Origin of the sequence: Sphingopyxis sp., from assembly GCF_035998905.1 — a bacterium.
Classification (GTDB): Bacteria; Pseudomonadota; Alphaproteobacteria; order Sphingomonadales; family Sphingomonadaceae; genus Sphingopyxis.
Genome location: NZ_DASYHG010000011.1, coordinates 21,307 through 44,444 on the forward strand (window position 1 = coordinate 21,307; position 23,138 = coordinate 44,444).

Annotated in this window: 21 protein-coding genes; 9 read left to right on the forward strand and 12 right to left on the reverse strand. The window is 63.8% G+C overall.

Going from position 1 to position 23,138, the window contains the following annotated elements; all coding sequences use genetic code 11:
- Positions 1-44: 44 nt before the first annotated feature.
- Positions 45-1,457, forward strand: coding sequence for a conjugal transfer protein TraH (locus VGN62_RS05290; protein ID WP_062770270.1), 1,413 nt, complete (start codon positions 45-47; stop codon positions 1,455-1,457).
- 5 nt (positions 1,458-1,462) lie between these two features.
- Positions 1,463-5,197 carry a conjugal transfer protein TraG N-terminal domain-containing protein gene (locus VGN62_RS05295; protein WP_327451668.1) on the forward strand — a complete coding sequence of 1,245 codons (3,735 nt, stop codon included), beginning with the start codon at positions 1,463-1,465 and terminating at the stop codon, positions 5,195-5,197.
- Here the strand turns inward: VGN62_RS05295 and VGN62_RS05300 are convergent.
- On the reverse strand, positions 5,194-5,640 hold the full coding sequence (locus tag VGN62_RS05300) for a hypothetical protein (RefSeq protein WP_215353384.1): 447 nt from the start codon (positions 5,638-5,640) through the stop codon (positions 5,194-5,196). The two genes, VGN62_RS05295 and VGN62_RS05300, sit on opposite strands and share 4 nt — an antisense overlap.
- A gap of 163 nt (positions 5,641-5,803) precedes the next feature.
- Positions 5,804-6,211, reverse strand: a complete 408-nt coding sequence (locus VGN62_RS05305; RefSeq protein WP_120218834.1) for a MarR family winged helix-turn-helix transcriptional regulator — start codon at positions 6,209-6,211, stop codon at positions 5,804-5,806.
- 232 nt (positions 6,212-6,443) lie between these two features.
- Between VGN62_RS05305 and VGN62_RS05310 the strand changes: the two genes are divergently transcribed.
- Positions 6,444-6,683 (forward strand): ribbon-helix-helix domain-containing protein, encoded by a 240-nt coding sequence (locus VGN62_RS05310; RefSeq protein ID WP_172594965.1) that lies wholly within the window; start codon positions 6,444-6,446, stop codon positions 6,681-6,683.
- Positions 6,684-6,686: 3 nt separating this feature from the next.
- On the forward strand, positions 6,687-7,115 hold the full coding sequence (locus tag VGN62_RS05315) for a putative toxin-antitoxin system toxin component, PIN family (protein WP_215353385.1): 429 nt from the start codon (positions 6,687-6,689) through the stop codon (positions 7,113-7,115).
- Here the strand turns inward: VGN62_RS05315 and VGN62_RS05320 are convergent.
- The 5 genes from VGN62_RS05320 to VGN62_RS05340 all read right to left on the reverse strand — a co-directional run bounded on the left by VGN62_RS05320 (position 7,112) and on the right by VGN62_RS05340 (position 9,286).
- The gene (locus tag VGN62_RS05320; protein ID WP_120218831.1) at positions 7,112-8,035 is read right to left on the reverse strand and encodes a HEPN domain-containing protein; all 924 of its coding nucleotides are present in this window, start codon (positions 8,033-8,035) and stop codon (positions 7,112-7,114) included. The two genes, VGN62_RS05315 and VGN62_RS05320, sit on opposite strands and share 4 nt — an antisense overlap.
- A gap of 33 nt (positions 8,036-8,068) precedes the next feature.
- Positions 8,069-8,383, reverse strand: coding sequence for a type II toxin-antitoxin system RelE/ParE family toxin (locus VGN62_RS05325; protein WP_120218830.1), 315 nt, complete (start codon positions 8,381-8,383; stop codon positions 8,069-8,071).
- A 2-nt stretch (positions 8,384-8,385) separates the two neighbouring features.
- The gene (locus VGN62_RS05330) at positions 8,386-8,643 is read right to left on the reverse strand and encodes a ribbon-helix-helix domain-containing protein (RefSeq protein ID WP_215353386.1); all 258 of its coding nucleotides are present in this window, start codon (positions 8,641-8,643) and stop codon (positions 8,386-8,388) included.
- A gap of 90 nt (positions 8,644-8,733) precedes the next feature.
- Complete coding sequence (locus VGN62_RS05335) at positions 8,734-9,003, reverse strand: DUF7662 domain-containing protein (protein WP_215353387.1); 270 nt, start codon at positions 9,001-9,003, stop codon at positions 8,734-8,736.
- A 46-nt stretch (positions 9,004-9,049) separates the two neighbouring features.
- The gene (locus VGN62_RS05340; RefSeq protein WP_172594964.1) at positions 9,050-9,286 is read right to left on the reverse strand and encodes a hypothetical protein; all 237 of its coding nucleotides are present in this window, start codon (positions 9,284-9,286) and stop codon (positions 9,050-9,052) included.
- A gap of 377 nt (positions 9,287-9,663) precedes the next feature.
- On the opposite strand from VGN62_RS05340, the gene VGN62_RS05345 reads away from it, so the two are divergent.
- The 4 genes from VGN62_RS05345 to VGN62_RS05360 all read left to right on the forward strand — a co-directional run bounded on the left by VGN62_RS05345 (position 9,664) and on the right by VGN62_RS05360 (position 15,194).
- Positions 9,664-10,248 (forward strand): RNA polymerase sigma factor, encoded by a 585-nt coding sequence (locus VGN62_RS05345; RefSeq protein WP_120218826.1) that lies wholly within the window; start codon positions 9,664-9,666, stop codon positions 10,246-10,248.
- Positions 10,245-11,207: a FecR family protein gene (locus VGN62_RS05350; RefSeq protein ID WP_120218825.1), complete on the forward strand. Its 963-nt coding sequence runs from the start codon at positions 10,245-10,247 to the stop codon at positions 11,205-11,207. Before VGN62_RS05345 ends, VGN62_RS05350 begins: the two co-directional genes overlap by 4 nt.
- 118 nt (positions 11,208-11,325) lie before the next feature.
- Entirely contained in the window at positions 11,326-14,202 is a 2,877-nt protein-coding gene (locus VGN62_RS05355; RefSeq protein ID WP_062770303.1) for a TonB-dependent receptor domain-containing protein, read from the forward strand.
- On the forward strand, positions 14,202-15,194 hold the full coding sequence (locus tag VGN62_RS05360) for a DNA -binding domain-containing protein (RefSeq protein WP_327451671.1): 993 nt from the start codon (positions 14,202-14,204) through the stop codon (positions 15,192-15,194). The genes VGN62_RS05355 and VGN62_RS05360 overlap by 1 nt, the downstream gene beginning before the upstream one ends.
- Positions 15,195-15,230: 36 nt before the next feature.
- Here the strand turns inward: VGN62_RS05360 and VGN62_RS05365 are convergent, their stop codons facing one another.
- From VGN62_RS05365 to VGN62_RS05380, 4 genes are all read right to left on the reverse strand, one after another.
- Positions 15,231-15,743 carry a lytic transglycosylase domain-containing protein gene (locus VGN62_RS05365; RefSeq protein WP_062769476.1) on the reverse strand — a complete coding sequence of 171 codons (513 nt, stop codon included), beginning with the start codon at positions 15,741-15,743 and terminating at the stop codon, positions 15,231-15,233.
- Between the two features lie 121 nt (positions 15,744-15,864).
- Positions 15,865-18,801, reverse strand: a complete 2,937-nt coding sequence (gene mobF, locus VGN62_RS05370; RefSeq protein ID WP_062769515.1) for a MobF family relaxase — start codon at positions 18,799-18,801, stop codon at positions 15,865-15,867.
- The gene (locus tag VGN62_RS05375) at positions 18,798-20,825 is read right to left on the reverse strand and encodes a type IV secretion system DNA-binding domain-containing protein (RefSeq protein WP_082813374.1); all 2,028 of its coding nucleotides are present in this window, start codon (positions 20,823-20,825) and stop codon (positions 18,798-18,800) included. Before VGN62_RS05375 ends, mobF begins: the two co-directional genes overlap by 4 nt.
- Positions 20,822-21,145, reverse strand: a complete 324-nt coding sequence (locus tag VGN62_RS05380; protein ID WP_062769473.1) for a hypothetical protein — start codon at positions 21,143-21,145, stop codon at positions 20,822-20,824. Before VGN62_RS05380 ends, VGN62_RS05375 begins: the two co-directional genes overlap by 4 nt.
- A 481-nt stretch (positions 21,146-21,626) precedes the next feature.
- Here VGN62_RS05380 and VGN62_RS05385 point away from each other — a divergent pair, with 481 nt between their 5' ends.
- Positions 21,627-21,872 (forward strand): hypothetical protein, encoded by a 246-nt coding sequence (locus VGN62_RS05385; RefSeq protein WP_058804246.1) that lies wholly within the window; start codon positions 21,627-21,629, stop codon positions 21,870-21,872.
- A 193-nt stretch (positions 21,873-22,065) separates the two neighbouring features.
- Here VGN62_RS05385 and VGN62_RS05390 read toward each other — a convergent pair whose 3' ends face one another.
- Positions 22,066-22,896, reverse strand: a complete 831-nt coding sequence (locus VGN62_RS05390; RefSeq protein ID WP_327451672.1) for an SLOG family protein — start codon at positions 22,894-22,896, stop codon at positions 22,066-22,068.
- Between the last annotated feature and the right edge of the window lie 242 nt (positions 22,897-23,138).

Below are 23,138 nucleotides of genomic sequence, written 5' to 3' on the forward strand. Positions count from 1 at the left end.
TGATCATGGCGAACCCGGCCCGAGAGGATTGAAAGGAGCAAGTCATGCCAAAATCCCGCCAGATGATCGCTGCGCTCACTACGCTATCAGCTATGGGAATGGCCGCGCCGGCTCATGCCCAAAGCTGGGCCGAGCATTGGTTCGACAATGTGACCTACACCTCGCCCGGCAGCTTCGAGGATCAGGCGCGCGGCTATGTGACCGCGGGCGGCTTCTCGGGCCGCGTCGACGTCCACAACGATTACCTCATGAGCGTGACGTTGCCGAAAGTGCGCGCCGGCTGCGGCGGGATCGACATGTTCCTCGGCGGCATGTCCTTCCTCGATCCCGAGTATCTCGTCCAGAAGCTGGAAAGCATCCTGCAGGCCGCGCCCGCCGTCGCCTTCCAATATCTCCTCGAAACCCTCGACGAGAAGATGGGCAACATCATCTCAAAGATGGAGGCGGCGACCAACTATCTGAACTCGATCCAGGTCAACGACTGCCGCCTCGCCAACCGCATGGTCCAGATCGCCAAGGGCGACGACAATATGTCAGGGATCATCGAGGAGATGACCGGCTACAAGTCGATCAAGGAAGGCTATGCGAAAAGCTATCAGCAGAGCCGCGAGAAGATCCAGGCGAACCAGAACAATCCGACGGAAGACCTGCGCGACGCGCTCGCCAACTGCCCGCGCGAGGTCACCGACATCTTCCGCACCGGCTCGCTCCTCGCCCATGCCGCCGCGCGGGTCGGCGCGAGCGAATGGACCGGGGTCATGCGCGCCCGGGTCGGCGACGTCTATATGCGCTGGGATGCCACCGACAAGGTGCCGCTCTTTTCGGCGATCCCCGCCTGCCCGCGGCAGGAGACCGAAGGCGTCGAGGACTTCCTGACCGGACGTGTCCAGCGCCGCGCGCTCAATATCCCGCCGACCGGCGCCGATTGCGGCGTCGACGGACCGGGCCGCGGCGCGCTGATCCTCGCGCGCGAGCGGATGCAGGCGATCGCGACGAAGATCCGCACCCGGGCCGCGCTCACGGCCGAGGAACGCCAGTTCGTCGCCAATGTGAAGACGCTGCCGATCTACCGCATGCTTGAGTGGGGCGTGCGCGAAGGCGTCGAGGACAGCGTGATCGGCGACACCGACGAACTGGTGGCGCTGACCCTCGCCTACCAGATGCTCAACGACCTCACGCGCAGTCTCGATTTCGCGCTGTCGAACGCCGAGCGCGGTACCACCGCGGCGGGCGCCGCCGATGCCGGAAACTCCAACATCTGCCAGACGCGCATTCTCACCAAGGGGATCGAGCAGCTCCAGGGGCTGCGCGAGGAGGTCCTCCGCCAGCGCGCCCAGATGCGCCAATCCTATATGGCCGCGCTGAACCAGGCCAACCTCTCCGCCAATTACGCCGGTCTCGTCCGCCAGCGCGACCGCGATGCTCGTGATGCCGCGGGCGCCGCGGCCAACCGCTGACCGCCATGCGCGCGCCCTTCCCTTCCACGCTCGCCGCCGCCTTCGCGCTCGTTCCCGCTCCCGCGCTGGCGCTCGAGACGAGCTTCCACACCTATGACGGGTTCAACGAGACGGTCGACGCGTTCCGCCTTGTCTCGATGATTTTCGCCGACCCGCGCTACGAGACGCTGGTGGTGATCATCGCCGTCGCCGGCATCGCGCTCGGCGCGCTCCTCGCGAGCGTGCGCGGCAACGGCATGGGCATCGTCGCCTTCGGCTTCCAGACGCTCGTCGGCATCGGCCTCTTCGTCGGCCTCGTCGCGACGACGGGAACGGTCCATGTCTACGACCGTGTCCGCAATGCCTATCAGCCGGTCGGCGACGTGCCGAACCTGATCGTGCTCGTGGCCGGCGTCACCAACATGATGGAACGCGCGATCGCCGAGACGATCGACGACAATACGCTCGATCCCAATGCCAAGCTCGAGTTCGGCGCCGGCGGGCACAGCTTCGATCTCTTTCTCAATGCCGTATCCCCGCGCGGGCCGATGACCGACAGCTTTCTCGACGCGACGATCAAGGACTATGTCCGCCAATGCTACCCGGTCGCGCGCGTGTCGCCCGCCTATGGCATCGACGACGATCAGCTGTTTAGGACCACCACCGACCTGCCGCAGGCGTTCGCCGCGATGGCGGGGCCGGCGACCTTCAGCACGGTGTTCACCGCCTCCGACAAGGGCGGCACCACGGTGAGCTGCACCGAGGCATGGACGCATATCTCAGACCGCCTCTCCGATCCGGCGCTTTTCGAGGATTATAGCCGGCAGGTGTGCGAACGCACCGGCTATGACATATCGAACGCCGCCCAGCTCCAGCGCTGCCGCTCGAACCTTGGCGCGCTCGGCGACAAGATGCTCGGCACCCCGCTCACGCTCCAGCAACTGATGACCAACATCAACCTCGGTAACGCCGTCGGCCACGTGCTCTTCGAAGACAGCCCCGCGACCGCGGCGCGCGTCATGGCGAACCGCGCCGTCGTCTCGAGCGGGCTTGCCACCATGTCGACCGCGAACGAATGGATGCCGACGATCCGCGCGACCGTCTTCGGCATCATGCTGTTCATGATGCCGATCGCCCTCCTCTTTATCTTGACCCCGATCAACCTGCGCGTCGCGAGCTTCGCGCTCGGCCTCTTCGTGTTCGTCGCCATGTGGGGGGTGATCGACGCCGGCATCTATCAGCTGACCCTCGGCCGCGCGATGGACGTGCTTGCCGAGATGCGTTCGAACCATGTCGCCGCCAATGCCTGGATGCTCGCCCCCGGCTCGGCGATGAAGGCGCTCGCGATCTTCGGGTCGTTCCGCACCGCCGCCGCCGGGCTCGCCGGCGCGTTCGTGTTCACCGTGTTCCGATTCTCCGGAAACGTGTTCACCTCCTTCACCAGCGGCGCGCTCGGCGTCCAGGGCCAGGGCACCGCGGCGGCGACCCCGATCATGACGCACGAAGGCCGCGCGCAGGCGCTCGAGGCGCAATCGTCCGCGACCGGCACGATGGCACGGCGCAGCGCCACATCGAGTTTCGGGGATTTCGGGGAGCGCTCGACGCTCGGCAGCAACCGCGCCTTCGGCGCCGCCGGAACCTATCTCGCCGATCGGACCCCCGGGGTAGGCGGAACGACGGGCTTCGCACTCGGCGCGACCGATGCCGCACGCGATCTTGGCGGGCTCGCGCCCGCACTCGTCGGCCGCGACCTCACTCATCCCGCGACCGCCGCGGCCGTGCGCGCCAATGCGACGACGGCGGCGATCCATAATTTTGCCGAGAAGGACGCGCTGCGCGGGCTCGGCACGAGCTATTTCGGCGAGGGACAGGCGGGCGAGCGCGCCTTTGCGCGCTTCGCACAGAACATGGTCCAGTGGAAAGCATTCGGCGACACCCGCGCCTATGACATGATGTTCCAGGGCGCGCAGCGGCACTTCGAGCGCAACGGCTATGCGGGGAAGGATGCCGAGCTCAAGGCCTCGACGGTGATCGCGCAGGCGTCGGCCGATCCGACCTTCGCGAAGCTCATCGCCAACACTTTCGACCAGGAGCAGATGCTGCGGAACGATCTGACCGGGGCTGAGGTCAATGTCGGCGCGATGGAAGGGCGGCGCGACTATGCCGGCGATAATGTCGCGGCCGTCGAGCGGCGCAATGTCGCGACCGAGCAGGCGTATCGGACCGGCAGCAATGAAGGCCAGCGCAATGCCGCAGCGATGCTCGGCCTTCCCGTCGACGAAACCGCGCGCCGCATCTCCTTCATCAACACCCTCTCGGGCGAAGCGCGCTCGTCCGCCATCTCCTCCCTCTCCCGCGCCACGGGCCGCAACGAGGCGCAGGTCATGCGCGCCCTCGAAACCTACAACGCCTCGGTCCAGCTCGGCACGGCCGACGGCGCGACCGAACAGGCGGGGCGCGAGGGTACCAGCGTCTATGGCCGCACCCGCGAGGCCGCGGGCTATGACTTCGCGGAACGGTCGGGCAAGCTCGATGCGCAGCGCGAGATCGGACATTCGGGCGTGCGCGGTGCCGCGCGGATCGGCGAGCAGCGGCGGCAGAGCGATAATTTCGGGTTCGCAGAAGGCGCGGCGGCGGCTGGAGTCTCGACGCGCGAGGCGGCGCAGCTCGATGCTTTCATCGGGGCGCTCAGCCGCACGGCGGGCAACCAGGTCGACATGGCCGAGGGCGGCGCGGCGGGCATCGCCGATCGCGCACGCAACGAGCGGCTGACGCGTATCGTCGACAATGAGCGGCTGACGCGCATGCAGGGCCTACTGCGCAGCGAGGGCATCAACATGACGAAGCGCGAGCTCGCGATGGCGCAGAATGGCGACCTCAATCTCAATGTATCGCCCGACGTCGCGCGCCAGCTCCGGGCGGCAGGACTCATCAACGACAGCCAATATGGCGCCATCGCCGAAGGCGGCCGCGCACGGTTCAGTTTCGCGGACAATGATCTGCTGGTGTCGAGCAGCACGGGATTCTCGCAATCGGCGCGCAGCGACACCAGCACCAAATATGAGGCCGGCAAGCAGGCCGGACCCGACACGATCGAGAATATGCTGAGCAGCGAACAGGGTCAGGCCATGATGGCGAACTGGCTCAAAGGCGGGTTCGAGATGGATCGCAATGGCGAGTGGCGGCTTAATCCGCAGGTGGCCGATACGCTGCAGCGCGATGTGTCGGCAATCATGGCGCAGACGGGTTGGCAGCGTTCGATATCGCGCTCGGCACAGGATCAGATCACCATGGGAACGACTGTCGGCGGCAACATCGGCGGCAGCGCGCAAAGCAGCGATTATGCTTCCCGTGGCGGTAAGCAAAAAGGCGGTTCACGATCGCAAACCGCGACTTCGGGAAATGTCGGCGGAAGCCTCGGGTTTTCCAGCCGCGACGTCGGGATCAGCAGTGAAAACGCCCAAGCTTCCCTTGATATCGTCAACTATGAAGTTCGCGGGGCGATTTCCGCAGCAGAACGCGCCGCCGCGCGGTCAGAAACTCCCGAAGCGACGTTCACCCGCGAGTTGAACCGACAAGTGCTTGGACAGGAAGGGCTACGGAATCGCTATCTTGGTCAGGCCGATTCCGCGCGAGGTACTGCGGACATCACGGCCCCGATGACGTCGTATGAGCAGTCATCGATCTTGAGCAAAGGCCGGTTCTCGACTGATCTCGCCAACGGTCCATTCGACGGAGATAACAGCGACAAGAAGCGCTAGATTCGCGAGCCGTTGTTGGGACTGAGCGGATTGCCGATATAGATCGTGCCCGAGAACGGATCGTAGATATCGCCTACGGGACGCAAATGGTCTGGGGGATACCGCAGAGTTTCCTGCTCGATCTTGATACGTTCGAGTTCCTCGATTTCCTCATCCGAGAGCGGGTCGCCGGCGAAAGGCCTATCGAGCCACGCGCGCACGAATCCGAACCCCAGTACGAGCAGCGCCGTGAGCGGGAAGAAGAGGGCGGTCAGATAGCCAGCGAAAGCGCTCTCGAAAAACGCCCGCAGGGCCGGGATCTTCAACGACGCCGCCGCCACCGTCCAATATATTGGGATCGCTGCCCACCAGAGCTTGGCATACCACGGGCGCCACAGCCAATCGGCCGCAGCGGGCTGCGGAATTTCAAGCTCCGGGATCGCTGAAGAAGGCGTGTTCTGCATGGCTTACCTCGCGTTCAAATGTAGCATCGACGGCAACGCATGGGAATTCGGAGTGGTGCCGAAATCGAACGAATTACCTCGGGAGCTAAGCGACATGTGCTCCCCTCGCCGATTTCGATTGCACGCTCGCCACGCCCCCTCCCTTCCCTCAGGTTGCAATGGGCTAATTCTTCAGGGCTGGCGCTGCAGCCCTGTTCGCCACGCAATCGTCAAAGATGCACCGAAGAGATGCTCTCCCGCGTGCCGAAAGCGCCACATTTGTTCGGCGCGCATCGTGCGGATCTCGTTGACGTTCGACGATCGCGCGCGCTTCTAGACTTTGGGTCAGCCGAACGGCCGTCGCGATCGAAACGCCGCTCGCATAGCCGAGGCTGGATACGGACAATCGTTTGCTAGCGGCGTCAGCTGAATAAAGCTCGAGCAAGATGATCCAGCTTGCAGGGCTCAGGCTGATTTCCCGGATATAGCGGTCCATTATTCGCCGCTCCATGAGCAGCTCGCGGCAGAAACGCAGTCGGTTGGCTTCGACATCGAAAGTCGGATCATCTTGATGTGCCGCGACATCCGACATTCGCCCAAACCAAGCCTCTGCGCTTTCCGGCGCGAAAAGCCAGATAGGCAGGCGCCGCAGACGAAAGCTGCGGCCCGGCGCCGGTCTTGCAGAGGCTCGAATATTGGTACCACAAAAAACGAGCCTCCCGTTTGCTTGCGGTGATTCCAACGCCCCTTAGGCTGGTCGGTTGATAGACGGCACATAAGATGATAAGCGTATAACCGCTTTAGCGACGATGAGGGAATGTGTGATGGGCGAAGTAACCCGCTGGACGGTGAATGTCGCACCGGAAACCGACATCGATGTCCGAACCTATCTTGCCCAGCGTGGCATGAAGAAGGGCGACCTGTCGCGTTTTATCGAAGAATCGGTGAAATGGCGCCTGCTCGACCTGACGTTGGCGGAGGCCCGTGCCGGTTTCGATGACCTGTCACCGGAGGAGATGGATAGTCTGATAGACGAAGCGGTTGCCGACGCGCGTCGGAACTGACGCATGCGCGTCATTATCGATACCAATGTGCTTGTGAGCGCCCTGTTGCATGAACGGTCGCTGCCCTACCAGCTGATTGCCCTATGGCGTCAGGGCAGGGTCGCGCTGGTCACATCTGCCGAACAATTGGACGAACTTCGGCGCGTCACTCGTTATCCCAAAATCCGCGCCCGGCTGAATCCTGCAGTCGCCGGACGAATGGTCAACGAGTTGAAGGGCGCCGCCATAATGGCACAGGACCTGCCGGACGTCTCCGTCAGCCGCGATCCGTGGGACAATTATCTGCTGGCAATGATCGAAGCGGCGAAACCCGGATATCTGATCACGGGAGACAGGGCCGACTTGCTGAGCCTGGAACGCCATGCCGGAGCACAGATCGTCACAGTACGAGAATTCCTGAAACTGATCACGGGCAACGAACCAGGATTTTAGCTGCCGCCGGCAGCTTTCTTCAGGTCCGCGATATGTGAACCGCAGATCGCCTCGACGATCGCGCGCAATTTCTCGGCCGACGCTGCAAGCGCTTCGAGGTCGGCAGCGCTAATTTCGTAACTGGCAGAGTATCGAGCCTCAACATAAGCGCGTTTCAGCAATTCGAAGCGGCGGCGGTCGATCTTACTGTCGCGAGCCCAGGCTTCAACCAGGCGCGGCTCGCGGTCCTCTGCGAGCGATCGCAGGAACTTGATATTGTGCGAGCGTGGAAAATAGAACGTGTTTGCAAGCAAATAGCACCCGTAAAGCCGCTCAACGGCTTGGTGCAATGCGAATGCAGCTCCCTTTAGCCATCCCCCGTCAAGCATGGCCTTACCAAACTCGAAATCGAACGCTTCCAGTCTGCGCCCGGCTTCCGCAAAATTTGCCGAGAAATACCCCACGGCCATTTCATAGGCATCAACTGGCGTCAGCGGCTTCGGCGTTGCCAAAGGATGGTTCGGCAGGTCGTATAGCATCACGCCATCGCGGATGATATCGACCCAGAAATATTCGCCGCGGCTGAGCGCGCGGTTCACGTCGGCGAGCGTATGGACAATGATGTTCAGCGTCCGTCCGACATCGGGGTCGCGGAGGATCTTGTCCTCGGCGATGTACCAATGGTCGGAGATGTCGGTGAGATCCTCATGGCTGACAACGATCAGCAGGTCGAAATCGGACTGATAGCCATTCTCCGGCTCATCGACCCAATCGTCGCGGGCATAGCTGCCGAACAGGATGATCTTCAGGATCTTGCCGTTGCGTTTGCCAGGCTGTGTCGCGCGCTCGATCGATCGCGCGAACTCCTCCATCAGCACGGCCTTGATGCGTTCGAGTTCGCCCTGCTGCTTTGCCGGAAGGTGGTCGATTTCTGTTTTCATTTTCGCCCTGCGCTTCGGAACTGCCGCAGCCCCTTATGCCGCGGTGTCGTCGCGGAAACGATCCATCTGATGCATGCGTTCGTGAAGGATCGTAACGATGCCCGCAGTTCCGTCGCCGAGCAAACGCCAATAGACATAATGATGTTCGCACTTGCCGTAATAGCCATCAACACCGAATTCAGCCGGAATAGCCCGCCAAAGAAGCTCGCGCCTGGCGATCCGACCAAAACAGTCGAAAAGGCCCCGCACATAGGCTTCTGCCTGCGCATCTCCCCACTTCTCCCGCGTATAGGCATAGATTTCGTCGAGCCGCTGCCCGGCGATCGCGGAAACCCGAAAATTAGCCATCGTCAGTTTCGGCGCGCCCGACCGATCACCGCATCGGCATCGAGAGCCACGAAGTCAGAGTCAGGCGCTGCGAAGGCCCTTTGCAACTCCGCCTTCAAGCGGGCGAATTGCTCCGCTTCCGCGCGTTCCTTATCGCGCCGAATGAGATCACGGACATATTCGCTGACATTCTCATAGGAGCCGTCGTCGCCAACATTGGTCGCCACGAAATCGCTGAGGGCGCCGCCAATACGGACATTCAGGGTCGTTTGTTTGTTCATAAAAACCTCGCGTCCGTCACAATGTAGAGGAATAATATGGACAATCAATCCTGATCATATTGACCCCGGCATAGTCGGATATCTTTCTACCTACTGGCCGCCGCTTCGACGACGGAAATAGACGCATTCGCGAGCCGGTTTGGCAACCGCCTCGAAGCCCGCATCGAGCCAGGCACGTCGATGGGGCGGCTCTACTTCCGAAAACTCTGCCGCTGACCACCAATCGGCACCGAACGCCGCGCGCGGAAGAACCGCGCCAATGATGCTCTCGATGTGCGAAAAGCTGAGCTCGACGCCATCGGCATCGTGGCAAACCCTCCACCGCCTGAGGAAGGCGCCAAGCGCATCATATTTTCCCATGACGCCGTTTCAGGGCGGTGGCGTCTCGAAGTCAAGGGCGCGGCCTTCAATAGCGCCAGATCTGCCACCACGGCGGGGGCGGCGTGGTGATCAGGATATGGACGGCGCGCGCAAACGCCTTCTCGATCTCTTCAATGCCCATGCCGTGTCTTTCGGCCAAATCCTCGTAGCCCGCGTTCTCGAACCGGATCGCAAGAAAGACGGCGCGATCGAACGGCTCCATTCGGCGGATCGCCCGCCGCGCGATCCGCAACCGCTTACTCCCGCTCCCGTTGCTGGACATGATGATCCTCCTGCCAGACCGGCAGCCTGAGCGACCGCCACCACCTTTCTGACTCCCCCCCTTCACTCCCTGCATTCCGAACAAGAAGCGCGCGCATCCCCTTGCTTTTCCGAGTGTCCGGGCACGATGAGGCATGGTCCGGCGGAAGTCTTGCTCTTGGAAAGCAATCGATTATGCTGAACGGGCATCGGGCTGGCAGGCGGCGCGATGCCGGGGCTTGAGAACCCTTTGAGCAAAAACACCTGTTCGCCATCCTGTCCGGGTGGCCGTCGCGTATGTACAAGCCTTCGGGCTAAAGGCGACGGCGCACGCGCCTCAAGTGTGTTCTCAACACCCGGCTTTAGGCCGCCTTTCCTCCCGTCCGGGAAGGCGAGACAATGGATTATGACGAAGAGGCTGCCGAAGCGCGCCGGCGAGCGGAGCCTGCATTTCAGATCGAAATCGATGACTGGGGCAACCAGCATAAGTCTGCGGCTATCGAAGCCATGTATCAAGAGCACCAGCCGCAACTTTCCCGTTTCCTGCGCCGACGGACGAATTCACAGGATGTCGGGGATCTGGTCCAGGAGTGCTTCCAACGCCTTGCCGCAAGCGGCGCGGATATTGTGTCGCGGATCGAAAAGCCCGGAGCCTATTTGGCACGAGCGGCACGCAACCTGCTCATCGAACGTGCCCATGTCGACCGGCGTCGCTTCGCCTCGGCACATCATGAATATGACGATACCGAGCATCCAGGGTCCGACCCCCACGCCGCGCTCGAAGCAAGGGACATGATGCGCCGTGTCGAGGACCGTCTCGAACGCCTGAAACCGAAAACCCGCGACATCTTCCTGATGCACCGGTTCGAGGGTATGTCCTATGCCGAAATTGCGGCTGCAACAGGAATGAGCGAGAAGGGCGTGGAAAAGCAAATCGCCAAGGCCATGACGGCAATCCTTCGCGTAAAAGGTCCGCGGTCATGAGCCGCGAGGTACAAGCGGGAAAATGGTTCGCGCGCATGCGCGCGAGCGATGCGGCGGCTGATCGCGCGAAGTTCGATGCGTGGATGGCCGATCCCGAAAATGCCGCGGCCTATGCCGAGGCGGAAAAGCGCTGGGCGGCTCTCGATGTGAATGTCGCGGGCCGGATCAGGGCGCGTGCGCTGCGCCCTTCCGGATCAAACCGGCTACGCTGGGCAACGGCTTTCCTGCTCGTCGTCATGCTTGCCCTCGGAGGCGCCTGGTATGCCGGGCGTGCCGGGACCGGTCCGCAAATCGCGACCCGGTCCGTCGAGGGCGAAGCCGTTCGGCTGGTCGACGGCACATTGGTTGAACTCCTCGACGGAGCGAAGATCGAGACCAGATTTTCGGAGCGTGACAGGGAGGTCGTCATGACCGGCGGCCGTGCCCGTTTCACCGTAGCGCACGATGCCTCCCGGCCCTTTCGTGTCATCGCCGGGGGATCCGAAATTGTCGCACTCGGCACCATCTTCGAAGTCGATCTGACACGACGCAATCCGAGCGTCCGGCTGGTCAGCGGCTCTGTCGATGTGCGGGCGACAGCGCCCGGCGGACGCACGGTCAGACTGAACCCCGGCGACACGGTCGAGGTACAGGGCGGCGAACCGCTTCATCTGCCGCGCGGCGACGCCGCTCGGTCGACGCCCGACACGGCAATGACGCTACCCGTGGCAAACGTCCAACCGACATCTCGGGTCGTCGCCGACAAGTTGCCGCTCAGCGAGGTCATCGATCAAGCGAACCGGGTGAACAGCAAGTCAATCCGGCTGGCTGACCCCGCGCTCGGATCGCTTGAGGTCACGGGCCGGTTCGATGTCACCGACAGCGCGTCGCTCGCGCGAAAACTCAGCGCGGTTTTCGGACTTTCGGCCCAAGAGAGTGACGGCGCCATCATCCTGTCCCGAAAAAAAACGGGGGGATAATTCAGCCGGCCTCGTCTCGCCCTTCCAGACGGCCATCACGGCCGCGCGGGAGGGAAAGATGAGAGTGAGACTTCTGGCAGCTATCCTGGCTTCGACGGCTGCGACGATTGGGCTTCCAGTGCCCGCCGCCTCGGCTGAGACGGGCCAACAAAGCTATGACATCGCGCCGCAGGATCTGGCGGACGCTTTGCGGCAATATTCCGAACTTTCGGGCCGGGACGTCATCGCCAATTCGGACGTTGTCGCGCGCAAGAAAAGCGCCCGGGTCAGCGGCACCTTCAACGCCGATGCGGCCCTGGCGCAGCTTCTGGCCGGCACCGAACTGGTCGCCGAAAGCGTGGACGGAACGCTCGTTATCCGCGAGGGAAAGGGCGACAGGTTCGCCGAAAGCTCGGCAAATCGCGGGACCGCGCAGAGTGATGACGCGCAGATCATTGTCACCGGTACCCGCATTCGCGGAGCCGGCCCGGTCGGCTCGCCCGTGACGATCGTGGATCGCGATGCGCTTGACCGGAGCGGGCGCACGACGCTCGCCGACTATCTTCAAACCATCCCGCAGAATTTCTCGGGCGGCCCCAGTGAGGCCACATTTGGCGCGACCGCGCGAGGCAATGCGAACACAAATCTCAACTTCGGGTCGGGGATCAATTTGCGCGGTCTTGGCAGCGCCTCTACGCTCACCCTGTTCGACGGCGTTCGCCCGGCCATGGGCGGTGCCTGGGGTGCGTTTACCGATCTCTCCTTGATCCCCTCGTCCGCGATCGACCGTATCGAGATACTGACCGACGGGGCGTCGGCCATTTACGGTTCGGACGCGGTAGCAGGCGTCGTCAATCTTCGCTTCCGCAATCGCTTCGAAGGTGCGGAGACGCGCATGCGAGCCGGGACGGCGGACGGCGATTTCAGCGAGATGCAGATCGCCCAGCTGCTCGGCAAAAAATGGAACAGCGGTCACCTCGTACTCGCCGCCGAATATTACAGCCGCGGCAACCTGCCCGCAACGAAGCGGCGCTTCACCAGCGAAGATCTGCGCCCCGTAGGCGGCCCCGACCTTCGGTCGAATTTCGCCAATCCCGGGACGATCCTTGCCGCCAATGGCCGCGTTTTCGCAATTCCCCCTGGACAGGACGGGCGGGGCCTCACCGCGGCCGATCTGATCGAGGGGAGCTTCAATCGCGCCGACGCGCAGCGGCTCGTCGACATCCTGCCGCGCCAACGCAGCCTCAGCTTCTATGCCTCAGCCGAACAGGAGATCGGGGCGATCACCCTTTTTGCGCGGGGTCTCTATGCGGACAGGCGTTACCGTGTGAACCAGCGCCGGTTCGGACCCGTTCCCGTCACCGTCACGAGCGCCAATCCCTATTATGTCGATCCGATCGGCACCGGTCAGCCGATCACGGTATTCTACGACCCGTCGGCCGATTTCGGTCCCGAGGGCGCGCGCGGTAGAGCGCGCGCCCTCAACCTCTCAGGCGGGGCACGCGCCAATGTTGGCGACTGGTCGCTCGAGATCAGCGGCGGCTACGGCCTGCAGCGCGAGCGCGCCGACGACATCAATATCATCCACATCACGCGCCGCTCCGAGGCGCTCGTATTATCCGACCCGGCAACAGCGCTGAACGTGTTCGGAGACGGCGCGGTCAATGATCCGGCGCTTGTCGGCAGACTTCGCGGCGGCCTTGTCTCGCGGGTGCGCTCGCGAGTCTGGACGGCGGCTCTGCGCGCGGACGGCAGTTTGTTCGATCTTCCCGCCGGCACAGTGAAACTCGCCGCCGGCGCCGAGATTCGCGGCGAACGCCTCGACTATACGTCGGTCTTTGACCTCTTCGGTAACAGCACAACCACCTCGCGCCTGCCCGGGCTTCCGGGCAAGCGCACGGTTCGAGCCCTTTATGGCGAGTTGGTAATTCCCATCTTCGATGCAGGGACGAGCCTCCCGGGTGCGCTGCAGCTGTCGCTCGCCGGACGCCATGAGGATTATTCGGACGTCGGCAGCACGAGCAACCCCAAGCTGGGTCTGCGCTGGACGCCCGTTCGGGGCGTGGTGGTCCGGGCCTCCTATGGCCATTCCTTCAGGGCACCCTTCTTCACCGAACTGGTCGGCGCCGCCAATGCGACCTACCAGCCCGTCTATCTGCCCGATCCTCAATCGCCGACCGGCCAGACGCTGGCGCTCGCGCTACTTGGTTTCCGTCCCGACCTTGGCCCCGAGAAGGCGACGAGCTGGACGGCGGGCGTCGACCTCGAACCCGTCGCCCTGCCGGGGTTGAGGCTTTCAGCCACCTGGTTCGACATTGCCTATCGCGACCGTATCGCGAGCGCCTCCTTCGATATTTTCAACTTCCTCGCACGGCGGGATGTCTATGGCGAGCTTGTCGACGAGACGCCCGACCCGGCGGAGGTCGCTGCCTATTTCGCAAATCCGAACCTCAGAAATCCGCTCGGTGTCCAAGCTTCGGATATCGAGGTCATCGCCGATGCGCGAACTTTCAACCTGTCGCGGGTGACGATCCGCGGCCTGGATTTCGACGCTTCCTACCGCCATTCCATTCCGAATGGCGCGCTCACGCTTTCGCTGGGCGGATCTCGCCTGTTCAGCATCGACCAGCAGGTCACGCGCTCCGCGCCAGCGATCAACGCGGTCGGGACGCTTGGCAATCCCGTGAAGCTCCGCCTGCGCGGTCGCCTCGGCTTCGAGGCGGGGCCCTTCGACGGCGGGCTGTCGCTGCTCCATATGTCGGGTTATCGCAACCAGACCGCGACGCCTGCCGAAAAGGTGAAGAGCTGGACGACATTCGACCTCCAGCTCGGCGCGCGCATCGCTGGCGCTCCAGGTGGGCGAGCCTTCCGCCTGGCACTCAACGTCAACAATCTCTTCGATCGGGACCCGCCTTATGTCCTTTTCAGAACGGCGACCTCGGTACTCGGCTATGACCCCGAGCAGGCGAGCGCTGTAGGGCGAACGATCGCGCTGCAGGGGATCGTAACATGGTGATGCTGGCGGCGGCGATGGCCGCCGCCACGCCGCTCGTCACCGTCGAGGATATTGTGGCGACACGCGACATCAGCGGCGTCACCATATCGCCCGACGGCCGCTGGGCTGCCTATCGTGTGAGCGAGCCTTCGGTGGCCGAAAACCGCGTTGCACTTGGCTGGCATATCGTTGGGGTCAATGGCGGCGACCATCGCCGCGTCGCGGATGGAGGCGCGGCGAGGTTCAGCTTTGCCGGCACGCTGATCGAGAATGCGCCCATATGGGACGCGGATTCGAAAGGCTTCCACTTTCTTGCGATGCAGGACGGCGCGGTCGGCGTGTGGCTGCGGCGAACACCCCGGTATCGCCGCCTATGGGCGGCCCGGGACCGGCTCCCGATCGATGCACCGATAAGGGTCGGTCTGCTTGCCTGGATCGACCCCGCCATTTCCGCACCCGAAGCTCGCCCCATCTGGTCGCCTGACGTCGACCCCAAAGTTCTCCAGACGCGCGCCGGACGCCGCGCGCCTGGTCCCGGCGATAATTTCGATGTCCTCGCGCTCGCCGACTATGTCTCGATCTCGGTCGATCAGGCGAACAGAGAACATTGGCTCATTTCGGACGGTCGCTGGCTGATCCGGCTTATGCACCATGATGGCACCTTGCTCGGCCGATCCACTCTTCTCGTGCATGAGATCGAAGGCGTGGATTCAGCGGCCCCAAAGATCGCGGCGTTGCAACAGTTTCTGGCATTGACGGCGCGCGGCGAAATGCCGGCGTCGCTGCGTCCGCGCGAAAGCCGGGCCGCGCGCTGGATACTCGAGCTACGAACCGCCGATGCGCTGGCCGCGGGCGCATCGCAGAAGAGAATCGCCGAGGTCCTGTTCGGTGAGAGTGTCACGGCGCGTCGTTGGCGAATTGAAAGTGCATCCTACCGCTCGCGCGTCCAGCGGCTAGTGAAGGCCGCGCAGCAGTATCTCGCCGACCCATTCAGCGGGCCGTGGTTCCGCTGAGCCACCCAAGCGCGGGTCATCTCCGCAATATCGGTGTCACCATATCGATCGTCCAAAGCGCCGCCGTAAATGGACTGCGACGCTGTTTGCATATCGCGCCTGCCTCCACCCCGTTGGACTATGATAGACGCCGACCGCTTTCCAATAATCGCCTGTGACGGCCAGCCCGGACAGAAATATCCAGCGCGCGGCCTCGGCGTTGAAGCAGGCATCGTTCTGCAACCATGATCGGACATGATCCTCGGGACGTCCGACGAGTTTGGCGATTTTCGGAACCCACCAGCTGTTGACCTGAAGGGGTCCGAGATCATGTGTGCCATTGCTGTTGGCGACCGCGGCGCCGATCCAGCCGCCCTCCTGATCGCGGAGTCCCCACAGGGTGCGCTCAAGCCAGGCCCTGCCTTTTGAGGCCTTGCGAATGCAGGTGGCGAGTTCGACTTCCTGCTGCGCGTCCGGAGGCTTGGCCGATGCCGTGCTTGCGTACCCGGCAAAGGTTGAAGCCGCGACAATGATGGTCAGCAAACGGCAGACAATAGGGAATTTCATCATGGGGCTCGTCGCTCCGACAATAAAAGGGTGTCGATGTCGATGGGTTCGAACGCCATCGGTCCGACGTGACTTCCGCTCGCTGATCCGCAGTCTTCGTGGTCCGGTCCGGGACCATCGGATTTCATCGATCATGGCCTCCGCGATCGGGTTCCTGGTGGCGCCGCTGTTCGGGTACCGGCTCGGGTGCCGCTTGCTTGCCCGCACCCAATAGCCCGTGCAGATAGTCATCGAATTGGCCTGCCGCACGGTGGGCGCGCCCGGCAAGCCGTTCGGCGAGGCTGGCCGGACGGAACATCTCCGCCCAAGCGCGTTCTCGGTCCGCCCGCCGCTGCGCGCGCTCAGTTCGTGACTGCAACATTGCAGCGCGCTCGCGTTCGATTGCGCCCGGGTGGCGCAGGCTCCGTATTCGGTGGCTGTCGCGCGCGAGGCGCCCCAGCCCCTCCAGCGCCGATGTCTTCTCGCCCGAGTTCGCCTCGAGCTTCCGGACGAGGCGCTCGGGATCCTCGGTCCAGAGCTTGACGCCGAAGCGCGCGCGCGTGATCGCGGTGTAATAATTCTGGGCATTGACGAGGCCCGATCCGAGCGGCGCCAGCACATAGGCGCGGTCGTAGGTTTTCGACTGCGCCGAATAGACGGTCTCGGCATAGCCATGATCCCAGGTGCGATGGAGCGCTAAATCAATAGCTTGCGGCTCGGCCTTGCGATCCCAACGGATTGTCGCGACCGAGCCGTCGATCCGCTCCACGGTCCCACGTTCCGCATTTTTAAGATCGAGCTCCTTCGCTGCCAGGCGCCACTGGATGCGGTCGCCCGCTGCCACGTCGCGTGTGTCCTCCAGAAAGACGGCGACCTCGGATGCCCGTCCCAGCCTCGGGTTCCAGAGAAGCTGACCGCCATTCTCGCCCGCCAGCCGTACCCATTGGCGACCCTTGCTATCGGGCTCGATGCCGGCGACGCGATATTCATGGTCCTTGGCAATTCCGCGCGCTGCGTCATCGCGCGCAAACCGGACGACCTGCCCGCACGAATAGAAGCGGGCGAAGCGTTTCTCCTCGTTGGTCATGCCCGACGATGTGAGGACGGAGTGCCGCAGATCCTCAAGCCCAATTGCGCCTTCCCGTTTCAGCACCTCGCGAATCCGGCTGTTGACGATCAGCCGCGTCGCATTGTCGAGAACGAGAATGTTGGTCGTCTCGCGGGTGCCGGGTTTGAGCCGCGTCCATTCGCCAACCAACGATTCCGCAAGCTTGTCGGCGCGCTGGCCGCTAACCACCTTGTCGAGCGCATCGAGCGACGCGGCATAATCGCCGCGCCGCGCGTTTGCGACGGCAGCCTTCATCGACTTGGTTTCCTGCCGAACCGCGACCTTCAGCCGCGCTGTCGGAAGACCGAGCTGCTGCATGAGCCAGGCGGGTTTTCCCTGCTCGATCGCCCCGGTCTGCTTGTTGTCGCCGAGCAAGATGACGCGGGCGCCCGTGTCGCGGCTGATTTGCAGCACGCGGAGCGCCTGCCGGCTGCCGAGCTGGCCAGCCTCGTCGAGGACGAGCACATGGCGGTCGGTAACGTCATGACCGCCGCCGGCAAGCAGCGCCGCGACGGTTCGCGATTCAATGTCGGCATCGGCGCCGAGCTTGCCCGCTGCCGACGAGGTGGGCGCCAAACCGACGAACGTCCAATCGGGATCGGCGGCCGCCTTCAATTGCTGGACCAGCGTCGATTTGCCCGAGCCCGCAACCCCATCGACGCTGACGACCCGGTCACTCGACAATGCGAGCCAGCTTAGCACCTTGCGCTGATCGTCATTGAGGATGCTGCCCCGAAGCGATCCCTCGATCCGTTCTGGTGAAGCTAAGGGTATAGTGTCGTCGAGACTGAGCGAGATCTGGCCCGAAAGCGCGATCTCGAGGCGCGCGGTACGGCGCGAGGTCCGTCCGCGCGTCAGTACGCCGTCGCCCGTTTGCTCCCTGGTCCGCAGCAGCTTGAACCTTTCTTCATGCGCTTCGAAGAGGGGCCGGACATCTTCGAGCCGCACCTCGCCGACATGCGAGGCGAGCCCGGTCCGAATGAGCCGCCCGAGATTGTTGACGGCCTCGCGCGTCTCGGACTGGCGAAGTCCGTAAAGCGATGCCCGGCTCGCGGTCGCCCGATCGACGCCTATTTCCCGTTCGCCGCGCTCGTCCGCGCGGCTGCGAATTGCGTCGAGAGTTGGAGCGTGCGCCGCGGACCGCACCGACCATTGGCTATGAAGGCCTTCGAGCCCGACCTTCTGCTTCGCGCGGCGGGTTTCGAAGAAGGATCTCGTGCGTGCCGCCTGCCCCTCGAGGCCATGATCCTTGGCGTGGGCGTCGATCTGTTCGGCGCGCCGCGACATGTCGGCGATCATGTCCTGCGGTACGCCGCGTATCTCGAAGAGCCCCCGCCGCGGGTCGAAGTCGATATCATATCCGAGTCCGCGCAGGCGATGCGCGAGATCGTTGCGGTAGATTTGCCCGGCGGTCATCTGCTCGGCGAACATGGCGCGGGTTTCGAGGCTGACCATTTGTTCATCCCCCGCGTGCCGGGTCATGTTGAGAATGACGACATGGGTGTGGAGATGGGGGTCGAGCTCGCGGGAGGCATGTTCGGTGAAGCGCGCGTAGAGAAGCTGGCGGGTCGTCTCGTGGACGATGTCGCCGTTCATGCGGCGGCGAAGCGCGGCATCTTCCTCGATCCAGCCGATCGCAGTACCCACCGCTTTCTCATGGGCTGCAACGATACGCTCGTCGCCCGCGACCAGCGCCATGATCGACACCGATTTCGGCGCGTTGACCGAGAAGTCCCAGCCGGGATGATGCTCGATGGTGCCATGGCGGCGACGGCCGAGATGCTGCTCGCCGACCTTGCCGGCGAGCAGCATCTCGAGCGCCCCGCGCTCGACCGCACCTTCGAGCCCGAGTTCGGTAGCGATCCGCCCGCCCCATGCCGAGGGCTCGTTCCCTCCCTTCGTATAATAGTCGCCGATGGTGTAATAGCGGGCGACATTAGCGGGCGTGCCCCCGAGGCGGCGCGGATGGATCATGCCGGATTCGCGGGACTGCGGCGGCCGCCCGGGCGACCGTGCTGGCGAAGCGAGTGCGTCCACGGCGTGGCGATGATCTCGAGGCGTGCAATCGGCGCATCGGGGTCATGTCCCCCGATACCACCGGCAGGATCGATCGGTGCCTTTCCGTCGCCTTTGTCGCCATCGCCAGCGGTGGCGACCGGACCCAGAGGAAGTTCGGGCGCCGCCGAACCGGCGGCCTGTTTCGGCGGGCGCTTGCGCGTGGCAGGCGGTTTGGATGGAGCAGCGGGAGCAGGCAGCGAAGGGGTCGACACGGTGCGCAGCGGGGGATCGCTCCGCTCGATGAAAGCCTCCGCGGAGGACGGCGTCCGGTTGTAGCGATCGTCGAACCGGATCACCGGCAAGCCGCGGCCGAAGCGCAAGAAGCCTGCAAGGTTCGGCAGGTTCGTGACCTCGGTGTGGAGGACGAGCGGCCGCGTCACCTGGATGCGCGAGAGATTGACCCCGTCGCGCATATCATTGACGCCGTAGCTCATCCCCTCATTGGCTTCGACCTGCTCGACCTGTCCCAGATTCTTCGAGACGAGATCGGCGGTGTCGCCGTCGTTCCCCCGGAGTGCGACCCAGGTCGAGCAATAGCCGGTCACGGCGGCGGCTTCCTCCTGGCCATAGGTTGCTTTCAGCTGCGGATAGGACTGGAACCCCAAAATGCCGCAGCCGCCATATTTGCGGGCGCGGGCGAGAAAATCCGAAAGCGAGGGCAGTTTCTGGAGGCTCGGCAGCTCGTCGATCACGCAATAGAGGCGCCGGGCCTGATCGGGTTCAAGGCTCATGATCGCGCTGATCGCAATGTCGAGCCAGACGGTGATCAGGGGGCGGAGCGACGGAAGCTGGTCGGCCTTGACGGTGATGAAAAGCCAGCTGTCATCCCCCTCGGTGGTCACCCAGTCGCGGATCGAGAGACCATCGTCGGTATCGTCGAGATAGGCGAAGCTGCGCATTACCGAGGCAAGCTCGGCCTGCACCCCCGCCGAGGTCCGCTCGCCTTCCGACGACACAAAGGCCGCCGCATCGGTCCCCGCGACATAGGCGCCGAGGGTCTTCAGCGGCGAACGCACGATGGTCTCGAGGAGCGCCGAGACATAGGTGCGCTTCTCGGCCGCGAGCTTGCGCATGACTGCGACCAGAGTCCCGCGCGCGGCCTTCGACCAGAAGGGGTCGCCATGCTTGTCCGGGATCATCGATTCCGCGATCTGGTCATAATGATAGTCGCGCGGGACATCGACCCAGGGCGACCAGATGGCGGTTCGCTTGTCGAGCGGATTGAGGAGGATGTCCTTCCCGGGCCGGTAGAATTTCTCGACGAAGGTGCCGGCGGTATCATAGACGATCGCGCGCCGGCCCGAGGCGCGGATGCCGGCGAGCATCTTGACGATCATGTTGGTCTTGCCCGTGCCGGGAGCCCCGCAGATCAATATATGTTCGGGCTCGAAAGCAAGCGGAACCTTGACGCCGCCGATCGCGAAACTCCCCTTGCGTTCGCGCCAGAGCGCGCGGCGGATTTGCCAGACGGACCCGAAGCGCGCGCCGCGCAGATATTCGTTCGAACCGAGTCCACGCCCCATCCGGGTAAAATAGAACCAGGCGACGAGGAGCGCGCCGAGCGCGAAGAAACCGGAGAGGATCGCCCCGGTGATGATGTCGCTCTCGAGCGTTTTCAGCGCTTCCTTCATGATCGGCGCGCCGATGAGCAGGTCGGCCGAGGTCCAATATTCACGCCCCTCGGGGCTGCGGAACAGCACCGGGTCGGTGGTCCCTCGCGCCGTATCGGACTTGAACAGGGCCTCGGCATATTTGAGGAGAAGGTAGCGCTGATAATCGCCCGACTTTTCGAGCGCGTACCAGATGGCGCCGATGATCCAGATCGCGGTTCCCGCCATCACGGTCTGGAAGAAGACCTGGGTGGTCATGCGGACATTGTGGACGATAGCTTGGCCGCCGCGCGTCCAGCTTCCGAGGGTGTCGTTGCGAAAGATGCTCATGACATCCGCCCTCCCCCCTGGCGAGCAAGCGCATCGCCGGTCGGCAGCCCCCGTTCGCGGAGCAGCCGGTGGGTGTCCTCCATCCCCTTGGCGAGCGCCCGGGGGTCGCGCGCACCAACGTCCGACGCGAGGATCGCGAGTATCTGGATGACGGTCGAATGAAGTTCATCGAAGCGGGCGTGGAAACCGAAGGGATCGGCGCCATTGAGCTGTTCGAGTGCCTCGCGGATATAAGCGGACGGGGTCATGCCCGCCGCGTCCGCCGAGGCGAGCAGACGATCATAGAGAGCGTCGTCGAGCCGGAGAGATAATTTTGCCAAAGTGATGCTCCAAAAAAGTGGAGCCTTTGGACATGAGGTTGTGAAGCGGCTCGACTATAGCCGCAAAGCTCCAATATTCCAATGGCCTAATGCGTCCGACGCGTCGGGCAGAAGATGGCGCTATGGATCAAGGGGTTAGCGGCGCTGTCGGACAAAGTCCGCCGGTCTTGTCCGACATGTCCGACATATGACGCCCAACGAGGATCTCGCGAATTCGCGCGAAAATCCTCGATTTTGCGGGCCAGAGCGCGGCGCAGCACCCGTGCGTAGGGTGCATTACAAACGCCAACGGCGTGCGTCCGCCCACCGCAGCGACCATGTCGCTGCGCAGCCTCGTGCCGGAAGGCGCGCGGGCTCCCCCGCCAGGGGGATTTCTTCCTTCCCGGCGGCCCGCCGGGCATATTCTCGGGAGACTTGATTCATGGCGTATCCATTCGATAGGAAAGTGCGTGGCGGGCAGACCATCGAAAGGAAGATGGACATGCCCAAGAAGAGTGAACGCGAGCGCCTCGCCGACCTCGAAGCGCGCCAGCGCAAGGTCGCAGACGATGTCGAAAATGCCCGCCGCGCGCTGCGCGGCAAATATGCCGCGATCGTGCCCGAGCTCCCTGTCGAGACGCTCACCGAGCGTGAATTTCGGGAGATCGTCGATCTTGCGATCCGTGCTGGAGGGACTGCATCTGTCGCGGCGCTAAAAGCCCTCTCGGGGATGGCCCCGAACAAATGACGCCCATCCCGAAGGGATGGTCCCAGCGACGAGCACGGCGAAGCCGCGCGCAGGAGGCCGGTGCGCCGCACCGCATCGCCGCCCGACGGGACCGGGCGCTCCCGCGTCCGGTTCCCTGAGGGTGGCGACAGGACGCTCGACATAAAAAAGGGGATCGGTCCGAGCTTGCGCCCGAACCGATCCCCTCGCCTTTCTATGCTCGCACCCGTTCGCGCGGCATATCGTGATGCGGGAGCAGCACCGGGTCTACCCCCGCCGCCCGCAGCACCCGCACGAGCTGCGCCTGCACCCCGGTACCCTCGGCGACCACGGCACCCACCGGCTGCAACCGCGCGATCTGGTCGTTGCGGACGAACCCCGCCCGGTTCCCCCAGCGCGCCTTGTCGATCCCCAGCGCGACCAGCGGCGTCTTCGTTCTTGCTGCCCACGCCGCGGCGATGGCATCGGCGCCCCTGTCCTGCGCGGTGGTCAGCAGCACCATGTCGGGGCGCGCCGCTTTCATCTCCTCAAGCGCCTTGTAGATCGGGCGATGGTCGGCCCAGCGAGCGCCCCCGGAGAAGACCACCAGCGGCCCCGCCGGAAAATGCTGCGCGAGGCGGCGCTGGCGGCGCGCCGCGAGATAATCGGTCCCCGCGATAACCGACGCGGTGCGCTTCGACGATACCAGCGTCGCTTTCGGCGCCGACCACGGACGCCCCGTTTCGGCATGGAAGATGTCCGCTGCATGATCGCGCATGCAGGCTATGGCATCGCTCGCTTCATCGAGCGATTCCAGGAGTTGCTGCTGTTCCTCAAGTTCGACGCCGTGGATCTCGCTGCCGTCGGCCGAGCGCAGCAACTCGCGCACCTCCTGCGCCGCCCGGTCGGACTGTCCGGCGAACTGTCCTGCGACGCGGTGGAAGCTGTGGACGATCCCCCATGCGATCCGTTCGGCCGCGCTTTCGATGCGCGTGTCGCGCAGCACGTCGAACACGGTCGTGATCATCAGTTCGACGGCAAGCTGCACCTGCATCGCATCGGGCATATCGCACGTCAGTTCCTCCTCGCTTTTCCCAAGCCTGCTGCGTTCGAGATCGGTGTCGAAGGCGGCGCTGAAGCTGTCGTTCGCCTCTCCCGTCTCCTCGGTGAGGATCAGCGTGCAATAGGCACCCCCTTCGTGGGGTGATCGGCGTGCAAAAAGGACCCCTTCATCCCGGGGATTTAGTCGGCCGACTGGTTTTGATCAGTTGGCGAGAACGGGATGTTGATCGTGGAGACAGTGGTTCG

Bases quoted from the DNA above. Each gene is read 5' to 3' on its own strand.
- VGN62_RS05290 (WP_062770270.1), top strand. From the start codon at position 45: ATGCCAAAATCCCGCCAGATGATCGCTGCGCTCACTACGCTATCAGCT.
- VGN62_RS05295 (WP_327451668.1), top strand. From the start codon at position 1,463: ATGCGCGCGCCCTTCCCTTCCACGCTCGCCGCCGCCTTCGCGCTCGTT.
- VGN62_RS05300 (WP_215353384.1), bottom strand. From the start codon at position 5,640: ATGCAGAACACGCCTTCTTCAGCGATCCCGGAGCTTGAAATTCCGCAG.
- VGN62_RS05305 (WP_120218834.1), bottom strand. From the start codon at position 6,211: ATGTCGGATGTCGCGGCACATCAAGATGATCCGACTTTCGATGTCGAA.
- VGN62_RS05310 (WP_172594965.1), top strand. From the start codon at position 6,444: ATGGGCGAAGTAACCCGCTGGACGGTGAATGTCGCACCGGAAACCGAC.
- VGN62_RS05315 (WP_215353385.1), top strand. From the start codon at position 6,687: ATGCGCGTCATTATCGATACCAATGTGCTTGTGAGCGCCCTGTTGCAT.
- VGN62_RS05320 (WP_120218831.1), bottom strand. From the start codon at position 8,035: ATGAAAACAGAAATCGACCACCTTCCGGCAAAGCAGCAGGGCGAACTC.
- VGN62_RS05325 (WP_120218830.1), bottom strand. From the start codon at position 8,383: ATGGCTAATTTTCGGGTTTCCGCGATCGCCGGGCAGCGGCTCGACGAA.
- VGN62_RS05330 (WP_215353386.1), bottom strand. From the start codon at position 8,643: ATGAACAAACAAACGACCCTGAATGTCCGTATTGGCGGCGCCCTCAGC.
- VGN62_RS05335 (WP_215353387.1), bottom strand. From the start codon at position 9,003: ATGGGAAAATATGATGCGCTTGGCGCCTTCCTCAGGCGGTGGAGGGTT.
- VGN62_RS05340 (WP_172594964.1), bottom strand. From the start codon at position 9,286: ATGTCCAGCAACGGGAGCGGGAGTAAGCGGTTGCGGATCGCGCGGCGG.
- VGN62_RS05345 (WP_120218826.1), top strand. From the start codon at position 9,664: ATGGATTATGACGAAGAGGCTGCCGAAGCGCGCCGGCGAGCGGAGCCT.
- VGN62_RS05350 (WP_120218825.1), top strand. From the start codon at position 10,245: ATGAGCCGCGAGGTACAAGCGGGAAAATGGTTCGCGCGCATGCGCGCG.
- VGN62_RS05360 (WP_327451671.1), top strand. From the start codon at position 14,202: ATGCTGGCGGCGGCGATGGCCGCCGCCACGCCGCTCGTCACCGTCGAG.
- VGN62_RS05365 (WP_062769476.1), bottom strand. From the start codon at position 15,743: ATGATGAAATTCCCTATTGTCTGCCGTTTGCTGACCATCATTGTCGCG.
- mobF (WP_062769515.1), bottom strand. From the start codon at position 18,801: ATGATCCATCCGCGCCGCCTCGGGGGCACGCCCGCTAATGTCGCCCGC.
- VGN62_RS05375 (WP_082813374.1), bottom strand. From the start codon at position 20,825: ATGAGCATCTTTCGCAACGACACCCTCGGAAGCTGGACGCGCGGCGGC.
- VGN62_RS05385 (WP_058804246.1), top strand. From the start codon at position 21,627: ATGCCCAAGAAGAGTGAACGCGAGCGCCTCGCCGACCTCGAAGCGCGC.
- VGN62_RS05390 (WP_327451672.1), bottom strand. From the start codon at position 22,896: ATGCCCGATGCGATGCAGGTGCAGCTTGCCGTCGAACTGATGATCACG.